We start from the raw sequence: 16630 nt of genomic DNA on the forward strand, positions 1-16630 counted from the left end.
AAGCAAAGGCATGGTGCAGAAGGATTCCTGGCCGGTGCGGGATTCATCGTGTCTATTCAAAGCTGAATGGGTATATTCAGAAACGAGGCTGTACACCCCGTCGTTGTTGTCGAAACAGCCGGGAGAGGACGCGAGCGCCGGGCAACCACACCTCATCGGCCGCCCGTGGCTTGCGGCGGGTTGGCCCTGCAACGGGGTGGTTCTTTGTGCTCGGGATTGCCCGAGCATGGACAACGCGGGGAAATTCCATCATTCTTGTGACACTACTCTCCAGTCCGTGCGTGGATGGCGGGTGGCCCGCCTTGGGGGATCATCGTGCGACTGCCCGGCCCAGGCGAGAAGATGCCCAAGGCAAAAGCCTTTTCGTTTCCGGCCACTGGACGAGACCCGGCCGCCGCCTTATTGCGAGAGGAAGACATCGGCAGCCTCGCCCGGGCGTGTCACGCTCCGTGGTGTGGCAGATGCCCGCGACCCGGTCGGGCGGTTATTGTGCCGGGTGTTGCCCCAGCCGCCCTTTTGCTGTTTTTCATTCCCCGGCCTGCACGGGCCGACAAGGTCACTCTGGCAGTTACGGCCGGACCATCCGCCTTTCCGTGACGGCGCCCGGCCCCGCCCACCTTGCCCCCCATTTCCGGAGGTCATCCGCATGGCCAACTTCAAGTTGTGGAAAAGCGAGGAATTGCAGCGTCTGAGAAGCGAGAGCGACCGGATGTTCGACCGGTTGTGCTCGGGCCTTGGCCTGCCCTCGGTCTGCCAGCCGCTGATGGAACCGGCGTTGCGCATGATCGACACCCCCGATGCGGTGGTGGTCGAGGCGCAGTTGCCGGGCGTTACCGCAGAAGACCTCGACATCGTCATTACCGGCTCCATGCTCCTCGTACGTTGCGCCCAAAGCGCCACCTGCGGCATCGGTGAATCCAGCAGCCGGTATGAAAGCCGCTTCATGCTGCCGTGCAAGGTCCGCACGGAAGACGTGGAGGCGGAACTGGACGAGGGCGTCCTGCGCATCACCATGCCCAAGTGCCGCAGGCCCGAAGCGCGCCGTGTTCCCGTCAGGACCGGCCGGGCCGGTTGAGAAACAAGGAGGCACCATGACCACTCCCAAGAAGGCGACCAAACGCACCGCTGCCTCTGCCGCATCTTCGACTTCGTCCGCACACGTGCCCTCTGCCACGTCTTCTGCCGCGTCCGCGCCGGGCGGCGGGGCACTGCCCGCTGCCCTTGCGCCCGAACAGCTGCGCTGGACGCTGGACCCCGCAACGCTGCCCTTCGCCCATACCGGCGAGATGGACGAGCAGACCGACATCCTCGGCCAGCGGCGAGGGGTGGATGCCTTTCGTTTCGGCATGGGCATGCATGGCAAGGGCTACAACATCTTCGTCACCGGGGCCGTGGGCATCGGCAAGCTGTCCATGGTCAAGCGGCTGCTGGGCAACGGCGCCAACGGAGCGGCCACGCCCGACGACCTGTGCTTCGTGAACAACTTCAAGACGCCGGAAGAACCCATCCTGCTGCGCTTTCCCGCGGGCAAGGGCCGCGCCTTCAAGGCCGACGTGCAGGCATTCCTGGACACGGTGAAGCGCGATATTCCCCAACTGTTCGAAAGCCAGGAATACATCGCCAGCAAGAACGAGATCATCGAGGCGCACGACAGGAAGACCCGCGAGTTCTTCAAGAACCTCGAAACCAAGGTGCGCGATTCCGGTTTTGTGCTGGTGAACATGCAGATGGGCCAGATCCAGCGGCCCGACATCGTGCCCATCGTGGACGGCGAGCCGGTGCACCTGCTGAAGCTGGAGGAAATGGCCGCCAAGGGGCGCTTTCCGCGCGAGGAACTGGAAAAGCTTCAGGAAACCTACAAGACCCTGAAGGAAGAGATCGACGCCATCTTCCTGGACGTGCGCGAACTGCAAAAGGAAGTGAAGCGCAAGACCGAAGAGGTGGACCGGCTCATGTTCATGAGTTCGGCACGCGATCTCGCCAAGCCGTTGCTGGAAGGCTACGCCGACCCCAAGGTGCAGAAACACATCGAGGCGGTGCTGGGCGACATGGCGGAAAACCTGGACGGCCTGAAGGTGATGGGCCAGCAGGTGCAGGGGCCCATGGGCATGTTCGTGCCCGCCCCGGCGGAAGCGGTGCTGCACCCCTACCAGGTCAACCTGCTGGTGGACAACGCCGAGCTGGAAGGCCCGCCGGTGATCGTGGAATCGTTCCCCAACTACCGCAACCTGTTCGGCTCCATCGAGCGGGTCATGGACCGTTCCGGCCTGTGGCGCACCGATTTCACCAAGATCAACGCCGGGTCGTTCGTCAAGGCCAACGGCGGGTACCTGGTGCTGAACCTGATGGACGCCATCATGGAACCGGGGGTGTGGCAAACCCTGAAGCGCGCCCTGAAGACGTCGGAAATAGAGATCCAGACCTTCGACCCCTACTACTTCATCACCGCCACGGGCATTAAGCCGGAATCCATCAGCATGGAGGTCAAGGTGGTGGTCATGGCCACGCCGCAGCTGTACCACATGCTGCGCCACTACGACCCCGACGTGCAGAAGATCTTCAAGGTGTGGGCGGACTTCGATTCGTCCATGCCGCTGGACGAGGCGTGCGTCACCGAGGTGGCCAAGCTGATGAAGACCTTCGTGGCGGCGCGCAACCTGCGCCAGTTCGACGCCACCGCCGTGGCCGCCCTGCTGGAGCACGGGGTGCGCATGACCGGGCGGCGCGAAAAGCTGACTACCTCGTTCCCGGTGCTGCGCGACATCATGGAAGAAGCCGACTACATCGCCCGCGAGTCCGGGGCGGACATGGTTACCGCTGCACACGTGACCCAGGCGGTGGAAGGGCGGCAGTACCGCGCCGGGCTCATCGAGGAGAAGGTGCAGGAGATGATCGACCGGGGCAGCGTGTTCATCGACACCGACGGCGAGGTCGTCGGGCAGGTGAACGGGCTGGCCGTGTACGCCATGGGCGACCACATGTTCGGCAAGCCTTCGCGCATTACCGCCACCACCTCCATGGGGCGCGAGGGCATCATCAACATCGAGCGCGAATCGGACCTGTCCGGGGCCATCCACAACAAGGGCATGCTCATCCTTTCCGGCTACCTGCGCCGGGCCTTCGCCCAGGACAAGCCGCTGACCCTGGCGGCGTCCATCGCCTTCGAGCAGTCCTACGGCGGGGTGGACGGCGACTCGGCCTCGTCCACCGAGCTGTACGCGCTGCTCTCCAGCCTGTCGGGTGTGCCCATCCGGCAGGGCATTGCCGTCACCGGTTCGGTGAACCAGAAGGGCGAGGTGCAGCCCATCGGCGGCGTGAACGAGAAGATCGAAGGCTTCCACGAGGTGTGCAGGCGCAAGGGGCTGACCGGCAGGCAGGGCGTGCTGATACCCGCCGCCAACGTCAACGACCTGATGCTGAAGCCGGAAGTGCTGGATTCGGTTCGTGCGGGCACCTTCCGCATCTGGGCCGTGCGCACGGTGGACGAGGGCATCGAACTGCTGACCGGCGTGCCCGCCGGGGTGCGCGGCGCGGACGGCAACTACCCGCCCGATACCGTGTACGGCAAGGTGGATGCGCGGCTGCGCGAACTGGCCGAGGGGCTGCGCAGCTTTGGCGAAAAGAAGGACGAGAACGGCAACGGGAAGGGGAAGGGCAAGCGCGCCAAACCTTCCAAGGAGCCGATCAAGGATCCTGAAGACAAGAAGAAATAGGCTGCGCAAGGGCTGCGTCCGACGGTTTTGCCCCCTGCCGCATGGGGACAGGCCGTGGCCTGGCGCATGACCGCACGCTGGTCTTTGCATGACTGAACGGGCGGCCCCTTCCTGCGGGAAGGGGCCGCCTTTTGCGTGCCGGAGGATATCACGTGCGGAAGGACGGAAGGCTGACGGCAGGCAAGTGAGGGGGCAGCCGATGCATTGTCTGCAATTGCAGTGATGGCTGATTGTTCAATCATCGAAATGTCTGTAATTATTTATTTCACAATGAAGCCGGACAGGCGTCACCTGCGCAGGCGTCACGGAAAAAAAGCAATGGAGCGCCACGTAGTGCACCGAAGAAACAGCTAGTCCCGCAAATGCACAATGTCCGGCCATTCCGCCTGTCGCATCTTGAACGGGAGACATCATGTGATAAGAGGGGGTGACCCCTCTCCCGTAACGGCCAAAGGAGGACGCATGACCAACGAAGAGTATCCGTACGACCTGATGCAGGTCGTGCTTGTGACGCGTGACGGCAAGCGGCTGGAAATAGAGGCGCGGGTGGGGGCGCTGTTGTTCGTCGATGTGGAGTGCGCAAACTGTTGCGTCAGTTGTGATGCGCAGTCGTGGGACGATGTGCCAGGCATGCGCCGCCGCGCGGTGCGCCGGGTGATGGATGCGCTGCACGAGACGGTGCCGTTGCTGGCCGGGCAGTGAAGTTCGCCGGGAACGGTGCAAGGCCCTTCGATTGTGCCGAAGGGGTGTTGTTGGGGATGTCGCTTGACGCGGCATCCCTTTTTTGCCGCGCGCGGGGAACGGCAGCGGGCACCCCAGGCTGCGTATGGGTATGCTCAGGGGGCGCATAATATGGTTGGGGCCGAATGGCGCCCGTGCCGGGGCGTACGGCGTGTGGTGGCCGGTGAACGGCGTGTGGCGGCGCGTTGTTTTTCGGGTGTGCCGCATTCGTTCGTGCGCCGCCGATGAACGGCAAGCGGTGCCGCAGGTGGCCCTGATCCGACCTTTTCACGGTTTTTGTGCGCTTGCGGTGGCATGAGGGCCATTCACCGAAAGTGACGTGGCACTCTTTCCGCGTGACCGTACAACGGAGCCATCGACACCGGCGGCCCCGTGATGGCCCCTGATGGCCCCGTGATGGAGCATGACGGAACATGACGGCCCATCACGGAACAGGAGCCGCCGGACGGACACTGCACCGGCCCGCGCCCCCTGTACGACAGACACAGCGGACATGCGGCAAGGGCGGAACACCACAAGGAGGCACGCATGGCCACGATCACCGAAACGGCGGGCACCACCGGCATGACCATGGAAGCCCCCCAAACACACTCGGCCCCCACGGCACCGGTTCAGCACGGGGCGCCGCATCTGACGCATCTGACGCATCAGGCGCATCAGGCGCATCAGGTGCACCACCACCCCGACGAGGCGCAGTTCGCGGCGCTGGTCCGCGCCCGGTGGAGCGTTTCCCTTACCCTGACGGCCCTGATGCTGGCCATCTACTTCGGTTTCATCATGGTGCTGGCCTTCCGGCGCGACCTGTTGCAGGCCTCCGTGGGCGGCGGCATGACCCTGGGCATTCCCGTGGGGTTCGGCATCATCGTCATCGCCTCGGCGCTCACCGGCGTCTACGTGTGGTGGGCCAACCGTTCGTATGACGGTGCGGTGCGCCGCATCGTGGCGGACATGCAATCGGGCGTGCCGTCCGGCCAGCAAGCGGGACAGACCGTGAAGGGGGCGCACCATGGCTAGCGAATTCACCTCCACCATCGGGCAGCCCAATGCGTTGTCCATCGGGTTCTTCTTCCTGTTCGTGGCCTTCACCCTGGGCGTCACCTGGTGGGCGGCCCGGCGCAGCCGCTCCGCCGCGGAATTCTACGCGGCAGGGCGCAGCGTCACCGGGTTCCAGAACGGGCTGGCCCTTGCGGGCGACTACATGAGCGCGGCCTCGTTCCTGGGCATTGCCGGGCTGGTGGCGCTGAAGGGGTACGACGGGCTCATCTATTCCATCGGCTTCCTGGTGGGCTGGCCGGTGATGATGTTCCTCATCGCCGAGCCGCTGCGCAACCTCGGCAAGTACACCTTTGCCGACGTGGTGGCCTACCGCCTGCGCCAGAAGCCCATCCGCGTGGCGGCGGCGTGCGGCTCGCTGATGACCGTGGCCTTCTACCTCATCGCCCAGATGGTGGGCTCCGGCTCGCTGGTGCACCTGATGTTCGGCCTGCCGTACGAAACGGCGGTGCTGGTGGTGGGCGCGGTGATGATCGCTTACGTGCTGTTCGGCGGCATGCTGGCCACCACATGGGTGCAGATCATCAAGGCCGTGCTGTTGTTGGGCGGTGCCAGCGTGATGGTGTTCTTCGTGTTGCGGCACTTCGGCTTCAGCCCGGCGGAACTGTTCCGCGCATCCGCCGCGCGCTACGGCGACAAGGTGCTGGCCCCCGGCGGCCTCGTGTCCAACCCGTGGGACGCCCTGTCGCTGGGCATGGCGCTGATGTTCGGCACGGCGGGGCTGCCGCACATCCTGATGCGCTTCTATACCGTGCCGGACGCCAAGGCCGCCCGCAAGTCGGTGTTCTACGCCACGGGCCTCATCTCGTACTTCTACGTGCTCACCTTCATCATCGGCTTCGGCGCCATGACGCTGGTGGGGCAGGAGGTCGTCGCCGGGTTCGACAAGGGGGGCAACATGGCCGCGCTGCTGCTGGCCGAGGTGACCGGCGGCACCATGTTCCTGGGCTTCATCGCCGCCGTGGCCTTCGCCACCATCCTGGCCGTGGTGGCCGGGCTGACCCTGGCGGGCGCCACCACCTACGCCCATGACCTCTACGCCAACGTGTTCCGGCGCGGTCAGTCCACGGAAGACGACGAGGTGCGCATGGCCAAGCGGGCCACCGTGGCGCTGGGCGTGCTGGCCGTGGCGCTGGGCATCGCCTTCAAGGGGCAGAACGTGGCCTTCATGGTGGGGCTGGCCTTCGCCATCGCCGCCAGCGCCAACTTCCCCGCGCTGCTCATGTCCATCCTGTGGAAGCGCTTTTCCACCTTCGGGGCGGTGTGCTCCATCGCCACCGGGGCCACGCTGGCCGTGGGGCTCATCGTGCTCAGCCCCACCGTGTGGGTGGACGTGCTGCATTCGCCCTGGGGCATGGCCGCACCCTTCATGCTGAAGAACCCGGCGCTCATCTCGCTGCCCGCCGCCTTTGCCGCCGGGTGGCTGGGATCGGTGCTGCGGCCCGAGCCCGACGCGGAACAGCGCTACGCCGAACAGAAGATCCGCAACTACCTCGGCGTGGGCGCGGAGTAGGCATGAAGACCGGCGATCCTGCCATGGCAACCATGGCCCCTCCCGACGGGGAGGGGCCTTTGGTGCGGGAAGGGGGCCGGGCCGCGCACGGCCCGTTGTCCCTCGCCGCGCTGCCCGCGGAAACTCCGTTGCTGCGTCCCGTGCGCGACGTGCTGGAAGAATGCGGCACGGCGGCTTGCCGCGCGCCGTTGTACGTGGCGGCGGGAACCCCCCTGCGCGAGGCCGCCGCGCGGATGGCCGGGGCGGGCGCATCCGCCTGTCTGGTGCGTGCGGCGGGGGCGGACACCGGACGGGATGCACCGGGGGAGGGGGCAGACTGTTCCCGGGCTACGAATAGCGGTCCGGCAGATGTCCAGCGTCCGCCCGACGTTCAGCATCAGGCAGATTGTCAGCACCCGGCGGGCATCCTGACCGAACGCGACGTGGTGCGCGCGCTGGCGCGGCACGGGGCGGCTGCGGCTTCGCTGCCCGTGGAAGCGGCCATGACCGCCGCGCTGGTCACCGTGCGCGAGGATGAGCTGCTGTTCGAAGGCCTGTCGCGCATGGTGCGCCACACCATCCGGCGGCTGGTTGTCGTGGCGGCGGACGGCGCGGTGCGCGGCCTGCTGGAGGAACGCGACCTACTGGCCGCTGGTGCGGACAACCCCGTGCAACTGGTGGCGGACATGGCCGCCGCGCCGGACGGGGCCGCCTGTCGCCCCTTGCTGGAACGGGCGCGCCGGGTGGTGGTGCGCTGCGTGGAGCAGGGCGTGCCCGCGCGCCACGTGGGGCGGCTGGGCGCGGAGTTGCACGATCATCTTTTGGCCCGCCTGACGCACCTTGCCGTGACGGCCATGCCGTTGCCGCCCCCGGCCCCGTTCGGCATGGCCGTGCTGGGCAGTCAGGCCCGGCGCGAGCAGTTCCTGTCCGCCGACCAGGACGCGGCCATGGTCATTTCCGAGGCCTTTGGCGACGTGCCGCCGGAACAGGTGGCCGACTATTTCCAGCGGCTGGCCGCGCGCCTTGCCGCCTTGCAGGGCGAGGCGGGGGTGCCGGACTGCCCGCACGGGGTGGTGCCGGGCAACCCCGCATGGCGCATGACCCTGCCCCAATGGCGGGCGGACGTGGCGGCCATGCTGCGTGCCCCCGACGCGCCGGGGGTGCTGCGCTGCTCCATGCTGGCCGACGCGCGGGGCGTGGATGACGGCTGGGATCTGGTGGTGCGCCTGCGCGCCCTGCTGGCGGACATGGTGCGCGGGGCCCCGTTGATGTTGCGCTACATGGCCCGGGAAGCGGTGCGCTTTGCCCCGCCGCTGGGCATGTTCGGCGCGCTGGTGGTGGAGCGGGCCACGGCGGGCAAGTCCGATGGGCAGGGCGGATCGGCAGGCAGCCGGAAGTCGGACGGGCGCATGGCGGGCGCGCTGGACCTCAAGCGGGGCGGGTTGTTTCCGCTGATGCACGGGGTGCGCACCCTGACGCTGGATGCGGGCGCCACCGCGCACGACACCGCCGGGCGCATCGCCCGGTTGCGGGCGGCGGGGGTGCTTTCCGCAACGCGTGCGGCGGACCTGGGCGAGGCCATGGACCACCTGCTGGGATTGCGGGCGCGGGCGCAGGCCGCAGCGTTGCGGGCAGGGGCGGTTGCCGACGACCGGGTGCGGCCCGACGACCTTTCCGGTCTGGAGCGCGAACAGTTGAAGCAGTGCTTCAAGGTTGTGGCGGACTTTCAGGACATGCTGCGGCGGCGGTATTCCCTGCATCTGATGACCTGACGACGCGGAGAACGCAGACATGCACGAGGACGTGATCCGTTTCCTGCGCGGGGTGCCCCCGTTCCAGTTTCTGCCGCGCGCCCGGCTGCGCACGCTGGCCTTCGGCACGCAGGTGGCGTTCATTCCGGCGGGCGAGGCGCTTGAAAGCACCACGGAGGACGGCATGCCCGTGCTGCACGTGGTGGTGAAGGGGACCATTGCGGTGGAAGGCGCATCCGCCGGACTGGATGGCGCGGCGCAGGGCGGGGAGGCGCTGGGGCCGGGCGCGGTGCTTGGCTGGCCCTTCGGACGGGTGGGGGCGGTCCCCGTGGCCGGTCAGGCCGAGATTCGCGATCGGCTGGATGCATGGGCCGCCACCGATGCGCTGTGCTACCTGCTGCCGGTGCGGACCGTTGCCGATGCGCTGGACGACAGGCCCGACCTGCGTGAACTGCTGGCGCCCGGCTTCGGCCCCGCCTTGCTGGACCTGGGCGTGTCTGCCATGGCGCGGCGCAGCGGGCTGACCTGGCAGGGCGGGCGGCCATGGCAGGCCGTTACGGCAGGCGAGGCCATGCCCGCCGGGTTCGCGGCGGCGCCTGTCCACGTTTCACTGCACGAGGCGGCCCGGCTGATGACCGCACGCCAGCGCAGCGCCATCGTGCTGCTGGATGGTGACGGCAGGGCGGCGGGCATTCTGACCGACCGCGATTTCCGTTCCCGCGTGGTGGGGGGCGGGGCCGACCACGCCCTTCCCGCCAGCGCGATGATGTCCGCGCCGGTGGCGTGCGTGCAGACCGGAACGCCGTGCCTGGACGTGATGCTGCTCATGGCCGGGCGCAACATCCATCACGTGGTGGTGGTCGAGGGCGACGAGCCGGTGGGGGTGCTGTCCTCGCACGACCTGATGGTGCTGCGCGGGGTGTCGCCCACGGCGCTGGCGGAGCGCATCGGGGCGGCGGGCACCCTGACCGAACTGGTGGAGACCGCGCCGCGCGCCGATGCGCTGGCCGCCGTGCTGCTGGCCGAGGGGGCGCGCGCGGCAACGCTGTCCGCCACCCTGCCGGACCTGCATGACCGCATGGCCGCCCGACTGTTCGAACTGGGCATGGCCGCGCTGGGGGCGCCGCCGCGCCCGTGGTGCTTCATGGCTTTCGGGAGAGCGGCCCGGCGCGAGGCGTGGTTCCGCCACCGGCAATGGAACGGGCTGGTGGTGGGCGATGCCCCCGACACGTATGCCCCCGACACGTATGCCCCCGACACGCACGGCGTCGAAGGCCGCGATGCTGGCCCTGGCGGAGGGGGCCTTGAAGAGCATGTTGCCGCCTATTTCGGCACGCTGGCCCGCTTCGTGCGCGACGGGCTGCGGGCGCTGGGGTTTGTGCCCTGCCCGCAGGGACGCATGGCCGCCACGCCCGGCTGGACGTTGACCGTGGCGGGTTGGCGGGACAGGTTCCTCCGGTTGGCGGGTGCGGAATGCGGCGGCACGCAAACCGGAGGAGGGGCGGACATGCCCCTGCCTGCGCGGCTGGGCATGTTCGATGTACGCCCGGTGTGCGGGGACGCCGCACTGGGCCTGCGCGTGGCCGCCGTGGCCAACGCGGTACTGGCCGACGCTGTGCAGGCCGGAGCGCGCTGGCCGTTGGCTGCGGGACAGGCAGGCCAGACGGGCCGGGCCGGACAGACCAGACAGGCCGAACAGGCCAGACAGGCCGGACAGGCCGGACAGGCCGGACAGGCCGGACAGGCAGGACAGGCAGGACAGGCAGGACGGGGGGGCACCCCGCGCGCGGAACTGCTGGCAAGAGTGCATGTCATGGCGGCGGGACAGGGCGTGCAGCCACCCGCCACCCTTGCCCGGCTGGATGCCCTTGCGGCGGAACTGGCCGCCTGCGAGGGCACGACTGAAAAGATGCATGCCGAAGTTCTGCATGATGCCCGCCGCGCCTGCGAATACCTGCTGCTCCGCGCCGCCCATGCGGAACTTGCCCGCCACGGCATGGGCGACGGCGCGAACGAGAGCGGGCCGGACGAAAGCGGTGAGGGCGAGAGCGGCGAGGATGTGGACGATGGCGTGCTCATGGCGGGGGATTTCTCCGCCCCAGCGCTGGCGGCGGCGGGGCCGGGCACGCCTGCCGGTCTGGACGGGCTGGCCCTGCGCCGCGTCCGTGAAATCCTGCGCGCGCTGGCCGGGGTGCCGGGGCCTTGCAAGGCAGCCCAGCCACCCCGGCGGGAAGACGGGGCAAATGTCGTGCCCGCCGGGCACGTCCCGGTCGCCCCATGCACCCCGGTTACCCCAGTCGCCCCAATTGCTCCGGTCACTCCGTCCCGGCAGGGAGGCAGGACGTGAAGCGGCTGCTGCGCCGCCTGCTGTCCGGCAGCGGTCCGGACCCGGCCACGCCGTTGCGGGGGGTGGTCTTCGTGTCGCTGGACTGCGAGATGACCGGCCTGAACCCGGCCCGTGACGATCTGCTGGCCGTGGGGGCCGTGGTCCTGCGGGGCATGCGCCTGGATCTTTCCGCCACCTTTCGCGGCCTGTTGCGCCCGGTCTGCCCGGTACGGCCCGAAGGTGTGCCCGTGCACGGCATTTTGCCCGGAGAAGCGGCCCACGGGGACGAGGCTGCGGAGCAACTGGCCAGACTGGACGCCTGGCTTGCCGGGTGCGCCGCAGTGCCCGGCGCGGGAAACGGGGCAGCGGTGCCGGTGGTGCTGCTGGGCTGGTGCCTGGGGCTGGACGAGGCCTTTCTGGCCGCCGGACGCAAGCGGGCCGGGCTGCCCGCCCGGACGCATCCCCGCTGTGACGTGCTGGACCTGTTCCGGCACGTGCGGGCACGGGGCGGGGCTGCGCCCTCCGGTCAGGGGACAATGCCCCCTTCCGGCGCATCCCCGGCGCCGTCCACGCACGCCGCGCTGGCGGACATCCCCCTCAAGGATGCGGACCTGTACGCGGTGGCCCGTGCGCTGGGGGTGGATGTGCACGGCGCGCATGACGCACTGGGCGATGCCTGCCTGTGCGCGCAGGTCTTCCAGCGCCTGGTTCCGCTGCTGGAACGGGGCCTTGGCCGCAGGGCCGTGTGGGGCGATCTGACCCGTGCCGCCGATGCGGCAACCTGCGGAGCCCGCAACGGGGGCGGAGGCTTCGGGCTGTGAGGCGTATCACGCCATCGTGCCCGTGCCGTCTGCGCCCCGCCGGTTTCCGGAAGGGCGAAATCCCCGGCCCCAATTCCCCCCATCCATATCACCCATGCATCATGACGAAGCGCCCCGCCGGAACCTCTGCTCCGGCGGGGCGCTCGATCATCATGCGGTGGTGTGGCTGCGCGGGACCGTCAAATGACGGCTTGCGTTCCGCAGGTCACGGTTGGCATTCCACGGCCAGGCTAGCGTTCCGCCAGAACCCGCTGGGGCGCGCGCTTGCGCTGCTCCTCGTAGCGGGGGTCGTCCTGTCCCACCAGCGCAAGCGCATGGGTGGTGCAGCCGGTGACGCAGGCTGGCTTCAGCCCGGCGTCGATGCGGTCCATGCACAGGTCGCATTTCACGGCCTTGTCGCCATCCTCGTTCCACTGGGGGATGTGCCAGGGGCAGGCTTCCAGGCAGGCGCCGCAGCCGATGCAGTCGTCGGCCACCACGTGTACGATGCCGTCGGCCTCGCGCTTGGTCATGGCCCCGGTGGGGCACACGTCCACGCATTCCGGCTGCTCGCAGTGGAAGCAGGGCATGTACAGGGTGCGGTAAAGGGGAGCGCCGTTCGGGCCGGGCACGGGGCCTTCGGTGAAGTGCTCGCCCAGCTTGATGCCCACGGGCATGGCGTTCTTGACCTTGCAATGGACTTCGCACGCCTTGCAGCTGATGCAGCGGCGTTCGTCGGTGACGATGCAGTAGGTGCTCATGTGCTGTCCCCTATGCCCTGGCCGCGGCCTTGCGCACGGCGACGAAGTGTTCCTGCATGGAGATGCCGCCCCCGGCCCGGTCGTAGCGTTCCAGCCCTCCGGGCATCAGGTCCTGGTCGGCCACGCCCTTGCCCCGCGCCCGCGATTCCACCGGCAGCCGGTGGCCGAAGCCGTGCACCATGAACAGCGCCTCCGGGTGGACGAAGTCGGTGACGAAGGCGCGGATGCGCCCGGCGGCAGTGCCGCGCGCGTCCAGCACTTCCAGCAGCTCGCCGTCGGCAATGCCCAGTTCGGCGGCCCTTGCGGTGTTGATCCAGGCCACGTTGGTGGGCATCTGTTCGGCCAGCAGCGGATTGTTCACGGTATGGCCCTGCGTGTGCAGCGCCGTGCGTCCGAAGGCGATGCGGAACATGCCCTGTGGCGGCGCGGGCGGCGCGGCGTAGGGGCGCAGGCTGGGTTCCCCGGCCTTGGTCCACTTGGGGCTGATCATTTCCAGCTTGCCGGACGAGGTGGCGAACTTCAGCTCCGCGTCCTCGCGGTACCTGGGCGCGTCGCACAGCTCCACGAAGCCCTTGGCGTCGAAGTCGGCCATGGTCACGCCCGTGGGCTGCAACTGGTATTCCCAGATGTCCTCGATGCGGTCGAAGGCCAGCTTGTCCATGCCCAGCCGCCTGGCGAGGCCGCACAGGATTTCCCAGTCGGCCTTCGTGTCCAGCGTGGGCTGCATGGCCCGCTTGCGCACGAAGAACTGCGGCTTCAGCCCGCCCTTGGAGGCGATGATGCTTTCGCGCGAAAGGTAGGTGGACAGGGGCAGCACCACGTCGGAATGCCACGCCGTGTCCGACCACGAGAAGGTCACGCTGACCAGAAGGTCCAGCCCTTCCCACTTGCGCTTCATGGCTTCGGCGTCGGGCATGGCCATTAGCGGGTCGTGCCGGTAGCAGATGTATGCCTTGACCGGGTACGGGTCGCCGGTGGCGATGGCGTCGTAGGCCAGGTTGATCAGGCCGGGGCCGCCGTCGAACTGGGTGTGCCGCCAGCCCACGCCGTCGGCGCGCTTCTCTTCGGGGGCGGGGTACAGGTCCACCAGCTTCTTCAGGCCCTTGCGGCCCACGTCGCCGGGCTTGTTGGCGATGGGCAGGCCGCCCTTGGCCCCGATGGAGCCGAGCAGGGCGTTGATGATGTACGCGGTGCGACAGACGTGGAACGAATCGTCGTAGCGGGCCACCATCCAGCCGGGGTGCCAGATGACGTTGGGCGCGGCCTCGGCCAGCTGGCGGGCCAGCGCGGTGATGGCGGCGGCGGGCACGCCGGTTTCCCCTTCGGCCCACTGGGGGGTGCAGGTGGCCACGTGCCGGGCCAGCGCATCCAGGTCCTGCACGTGCGCTTCGACGTAGGGCTTGTTGTACAGCCCCTCGTTGATCAGCACGTGGATGACGGCCAGGTTGAAGGCCAGGTCGCTGCCGGGGCGCACCATGTAGAAATTGTCGGCCTTGCCCGCGGTGTAGGTGGCGCGGATGTCCACCACGCTGAGCTTGCAGCCCTTTTCCATGCCGTCGAGCACCGCGTTGGCCTCGGCCACGTTGATGGCTTCAAGGATGTTGCGGGTCTGCAATACCAGGTGCTTGCAGTTGCGGTAGTCGTAGACCACTTCCTTGCGGCCGATGCCCATCACCGATTTGGCGGCGTGCTGCACGTTGCGCGCGCAGGCGCTGTCGTGGTTGCAGTAGTTGGGCGAGCCAAGGCCGCGCATGAACGCCTGGTGCAGGTCCACGAAGGGGCCGCCCCGGTCGGAAAACAGCACGCTGCGCCCGCCGTGGGCTGCGGTGATGTCCTTCAGTTTTCCGGCCACGTAGTCCAGCGCCTCGTCCCACGAGGCTTCGCGCCACGTGCCTTCGCCGCGTTCACCCACGCGGATCAGCGGGCGCTGGGGACGTTCCGTATCCATTTCAAGGGCGATGCCCGCCGCGCCGCGCGCGCAGAGCGACCCCTTGAGGGGCGACTTGGGGTTGCCCTCGATGCGAACGGCCTTGCCGTCCTCCACCTCGACCACGATGGGACAGCGCACGCTGCACATGCCGCATACGCTGTACACCTGTTGCCTGCCTGCCATGGCTGCCTCCGGTGTTTGCCTGCCGTTGGATATCTGGTTGAGCATGCACCGCCTACCAGCGCTTGTCCGCAACAGGCAAGCGAAGCCGTGCATGTGTCGTTTGTAACAGGAACACGCATTCCGATACACGCGTGACCATGAAAAATCGAGAGGGTTTCGTGAAAACGATCACGATTCGCATGTCTGGCGTGTTTATTGTGCTTTTTTAGACATATGTAGCATTTCGACCCAACCTGGCCCGCGGGGTGGCCCATTCTGTCCCCCGCCCCGCCAGCCCGCGCCGGACCTTGCCTGGCGGGTGAGCACAGGCACGAAAGCAGGACATATCGTGCCCGGCGGGCGGGCGGGACGCGCGCAACAGGGCCAGTTGTCACCAGCAGTGCTGGCGGCAAATCATGCAGTATAATGGAATGTATGGAGAAGAGACTTTGGCCCCGTCCTTGCTTTAGTGGGGGCAGGAGTGTTCGCGGGGATTACGGGCCCCGCGATGACGTCGCTAACCCCAACTCAGCGAGGTAGGCAGACATGGCAGTGCAGGAACAGGTCTACGGGTTCTTCATTCCCAGCGTTACCCTGATCGGCATCGGTGCTTCCAAGGCCATCCCCGAGAAGATCAAGGCGCTCGGCGGGTCCAAGCCGCTCATCGTCACCGACATGGGCATCGTCAAGGCGGGCATCCTGAAGCAGATCACCGACCTGCTGGACGCCGCCAAGATGGCCTACTCCGTATACGACGAGACCATCCCCAACCCCACCGATGACAACGTCCACAAGGGCGTGGAAGTCTACAAGAAGAACAAGTGCGACAGCCTGATTACCCTTGGCGGCGGCAGCTCGCACGACTGCGGCAAGGGCATCGGCCTCGTCATCGCCAACGGCGGCAAGATTCACGACTTCGAAGGCGTGGACAAGTCGTCCAAGCCCATGCCGCCTTACGTGGCCGTGAACACCACGGCGGGCACCGCCTCTGAAATGACCCGCTTTTGCATCATCACCGACACCAGCCGCAAGGTGAAGATGGCCATCGTTGACTGGCGCGTGACCCCCAGCATCGCCCTGGACGACCCGCTGCTGATGATGGGCATGCCCCCGGCGCTGACCGCCGCCACCGGCATGGACGCCCTGACCCACGCCGTGGAAGCCTACGTTTCCACCATCGCCACCCCCATGACCGATGCCTGTGCCGAACAGGCCATCACGCTCATCGCCACCTTCCTGCGCCGCGCCGTGGCCAACGGGCGCGACATCGAGGCCCGCGAGCGGATGTGCTTCGCCCAGTACCTGGCGGGCATGGCCTTCAACAACGCCAGCCTTGGCCACGTGCACGCCATGGCCCACCAGCTTGGCGGCTTCTACGACCTGCCGCATGGCGAATGCAACGCCATCCTGCTGCCCCACGTCTCGCAGTTCAACCTCATCGCCAAGCTGGACCGCTTTGCCCGCATCGCGGAACTGATGGGCGAGAACATCAGCGGCCTTTCGGTGCGCGACGCGGCGGAAAAGGCCATCTGCGCCATCAAGCGCCTGTCGGCGGACGTGGGCATTCCCGCCGGTCTGGTGGCCCTTGGCAAGCGCTACGGCAAGGACGTGAAGGCCAAGGACATCGCCATCATGACCAAGAACGCCCAGAAGGACGCCTGCGGCCTGACCAATCCGCGCTGTCCCACCGATGCTGATGTCGCGGCCATTTACGAAGCGGCCATGTAAGGGGTACAGACAAAGCCGGGCGTGGTCCTTTTCAGGGTGACGGCGGGCAACCCCACCTGCGACCGGCCCGCGCGCGAAATGCACCATCATTTCCGCGCGGGCGCATGAAGGCCCCCCACGCCGGTCCCTTCCTTGAGTACAAGGGGCGGACCAGATCGGCCCGACCGGTTTTG

Annotated in this window: 11 protein-coding genes; 9 read left to right on the forward strand and 2 right to left on the reverse strand. The window is 67.7% G+C overall.

Annotated features, from left to right (window positions below):
- The first annotated feature begins 646 nt into the window (after positions 1–646).
- The 8 genes from K6142_RS06540 (at position 647) to K6142_RS06575 (ending at position 11897) form a co-directional block, all read left to right on the forward strand.
- On the forward strand, positions 647–1075 hold the full coding sequence (locus K6142_RS06540; RefSeq protein WP_190245158.1) for an Hsp20/alpha crystallin family protein: 429 nt from the start codon (positions 647–649) through the stop codon (positions 1073–1075).
- Between the two features lie 16 nt (positions 1076–1091).
- Positions 1092–3713, forward strand: a complete 2622-nt coding sequence (locus K6142_RS06545; RefSeq protein ID WP_190245159.1) for a Lon protease family protein — start codon at positions 1092–1094, stop codon at positions 3711–3713.
- A gap of 462 nt (positions 3714–4175) precedes the next feature.
- Entirely contained in the window at positions 4176–4415 is a 240-nt protein-coding gene (locus K6142_RS06550) for a hypothetical protein (protein ID WP_190245160.1), read from the forward strand.
- Positions 4416–5123: 708 nt separating this feature from the next.
- Complete coding sequence (locus tag K6142_RS06555; RefSeq protein WP_223290379.1) at positions 5124–5468, forward strand: DUF485 domain-containing protein; 345 nt, start codon at positions 5124–5126, stop codon at positions 5466–5468.
- Positions 5461–7020 (forward strand): sodium:solute symporter family transporter, encoded by a 1560-nt coding sequence (locus K6142_RS06560; RefSeq protein WP_190245162.1) that lies wholly within the window; start codon positions 5461–5463, stop codon positions 7018–7020. Before K6142_RS06555 ends, K6142_RS06560 begins: the two co-directional genes overlap by 8 nt.
- Before the next feature lie 2 nt (positions 7021–7022).
- Positions 7023–8771, forward strand: coding sequence for a putative nucleotidyltransferase substrate binding domain-containing protein (locus tag K6142_RS06565; RefSeq protein WP_223380777.1), 1749 nt, complete (start codon positions 7023–7025; stop codon positions 8769–8771).
- Positions 8772–8790: 19 nt separating this feature from the next.
- A complete protein-coding gene (locus K6142_RS06570; RefSeq protein ID WP_190245772.1) occupies positions 8791–11097 on the forward strand; it encodes a DUF294 nucleotidyltransferase-like domain-containing protein in 2307 nt (768 codons plus the stop codon).
- Positions 11094–11897, forward strand: a complete 804-nt coding sequence (locus K6142_RS06575; protein WP_190245773.1) for a 3'-5' exonuclease — start codon at positions 11094–11096, stop codon at positions 11895–11897. Before K6142_RS06570 ends, K6142_RS06575 begins: the two co-directional genes overlap by 4 nt.
- 230 nt (positions 11898–12127) lie before the next feature.
- Here K6142_RS06575 and K6142_RS06580 read toward each other — a convergent pair whose 3' ends face one another.
- Together K6142_RS06580 and K6142_RS06585 are read right to left on the reverse strand one after the other, a co-directional pair.
- A complete protein-coding gene (locus tag K6142_RS06580) occupies positions 12128–12637 on the reverse strand; it encodes a 4Fe-4S dicluster domain-containing protein (protein ID WP_190245774.1) in 510 nt (169 codons plus the stop codon).
- Between the two features lie 10 nt (positions 12638–12647).
- The gene (locus tag K6142_RS06585) at positions 12648–14795 is read right to left on the reverse strand and encodes a molybdopterin-dependent oxidoreductase (protein WP_411722696.1); all 2148 of its coding nucleotides are present in this window, start codon (positions 14793–14795) and stop codon (positions 12648–12650) included.
- 480 nt (positions 14796–15275) lie between these two features.
- On the opposite strand from K6142_RS06585, the gene K6142_RS06590 reads away from it, so the two are divergent.
- On the forward strand, positions 15276–16457 hold the full coding sequence (locus K6142_RS06590; protein ID WP_190245776.1) for an iron-containing alcohol dehydrogenase: 1182 nt from the start codon (positions 15276–15278) through the stop codon (positions 16455–16457).
- The last annotated feature ends 173 nt before the right edge of the window (positions 16458–16630 follow it).

This window comes from Nitratidesulfovibrio sp. SRB-5 (assembly GCF_019931275.1).
Taxonomy (GTDB): Bacteria; Desulfobacterota; Desulfovibrionia; order Desulfovibrionales; family Desulfovibrionaceae; genus Cupidesulfovibrio.

Coding starts and splice junctions, on each gene's coding strand:
- K6142_RS06570 (WP_190245772.1), top strand. CDS start 8,791: ATGCACGAGGACGTGATCCGTTTCCTGCGCGGGGTGCCCCCGTTCCAG.
- K6142_RS06585 (WP_411722696.1), bottom strand. CDS start 14,795: ATGCTCAACCAGATATCCAACGGCAGGCAAACACCGGAGGCAGCCATG.
- K6142_RS06565 (WP_223380777.1), top strand. CDS start 7,023: ATGAAGACCGGCGATCCTGCCATGGCAACCATGGCCCCTCCCGACGGG.
- K6142_RS06580 (WP_190245774.1), bottom strand. CDS start 12,637: ATGAGCACCTACTGCATCGTCACCGACGAACGCCGCTGCATCAGCTGC.
- K6142_RS06545 (WP_190245159.1), top strand. CDS start 1,092: ATGACCACTCCCAAGAAGGCGACCAAACGCACCGCTGCCTCTGCCGCA.
- K6142_RS06590 (WP_190245776.1), top strand. CDS start 15,276: ATGGCAGTGCAGGAACAGGTCTACGGGTTCTTCATTCCCAGCGTTACC.
- K6142_RS06560 (WP_190245162.1), top strand. CDS start 5,461: ATGGCTAGCGAATTCACCTCCACCATCGGGCAGCCCAATGCGTTGTCC.
- K6142_RS06550 (WP_190245160.1), top strand. CDS start 4,176: ATGACCAACGAAGAGTATCCGTACGACCTGATGCAGGTCGTGCTTGTG.
- K6142_RS06540 (WP_190245158.1), top strand. CDS start 647: ATGGCCAACTTCAAGTTGTGGAAAAGCGAGGAATTGCAGCGTCTGAGA.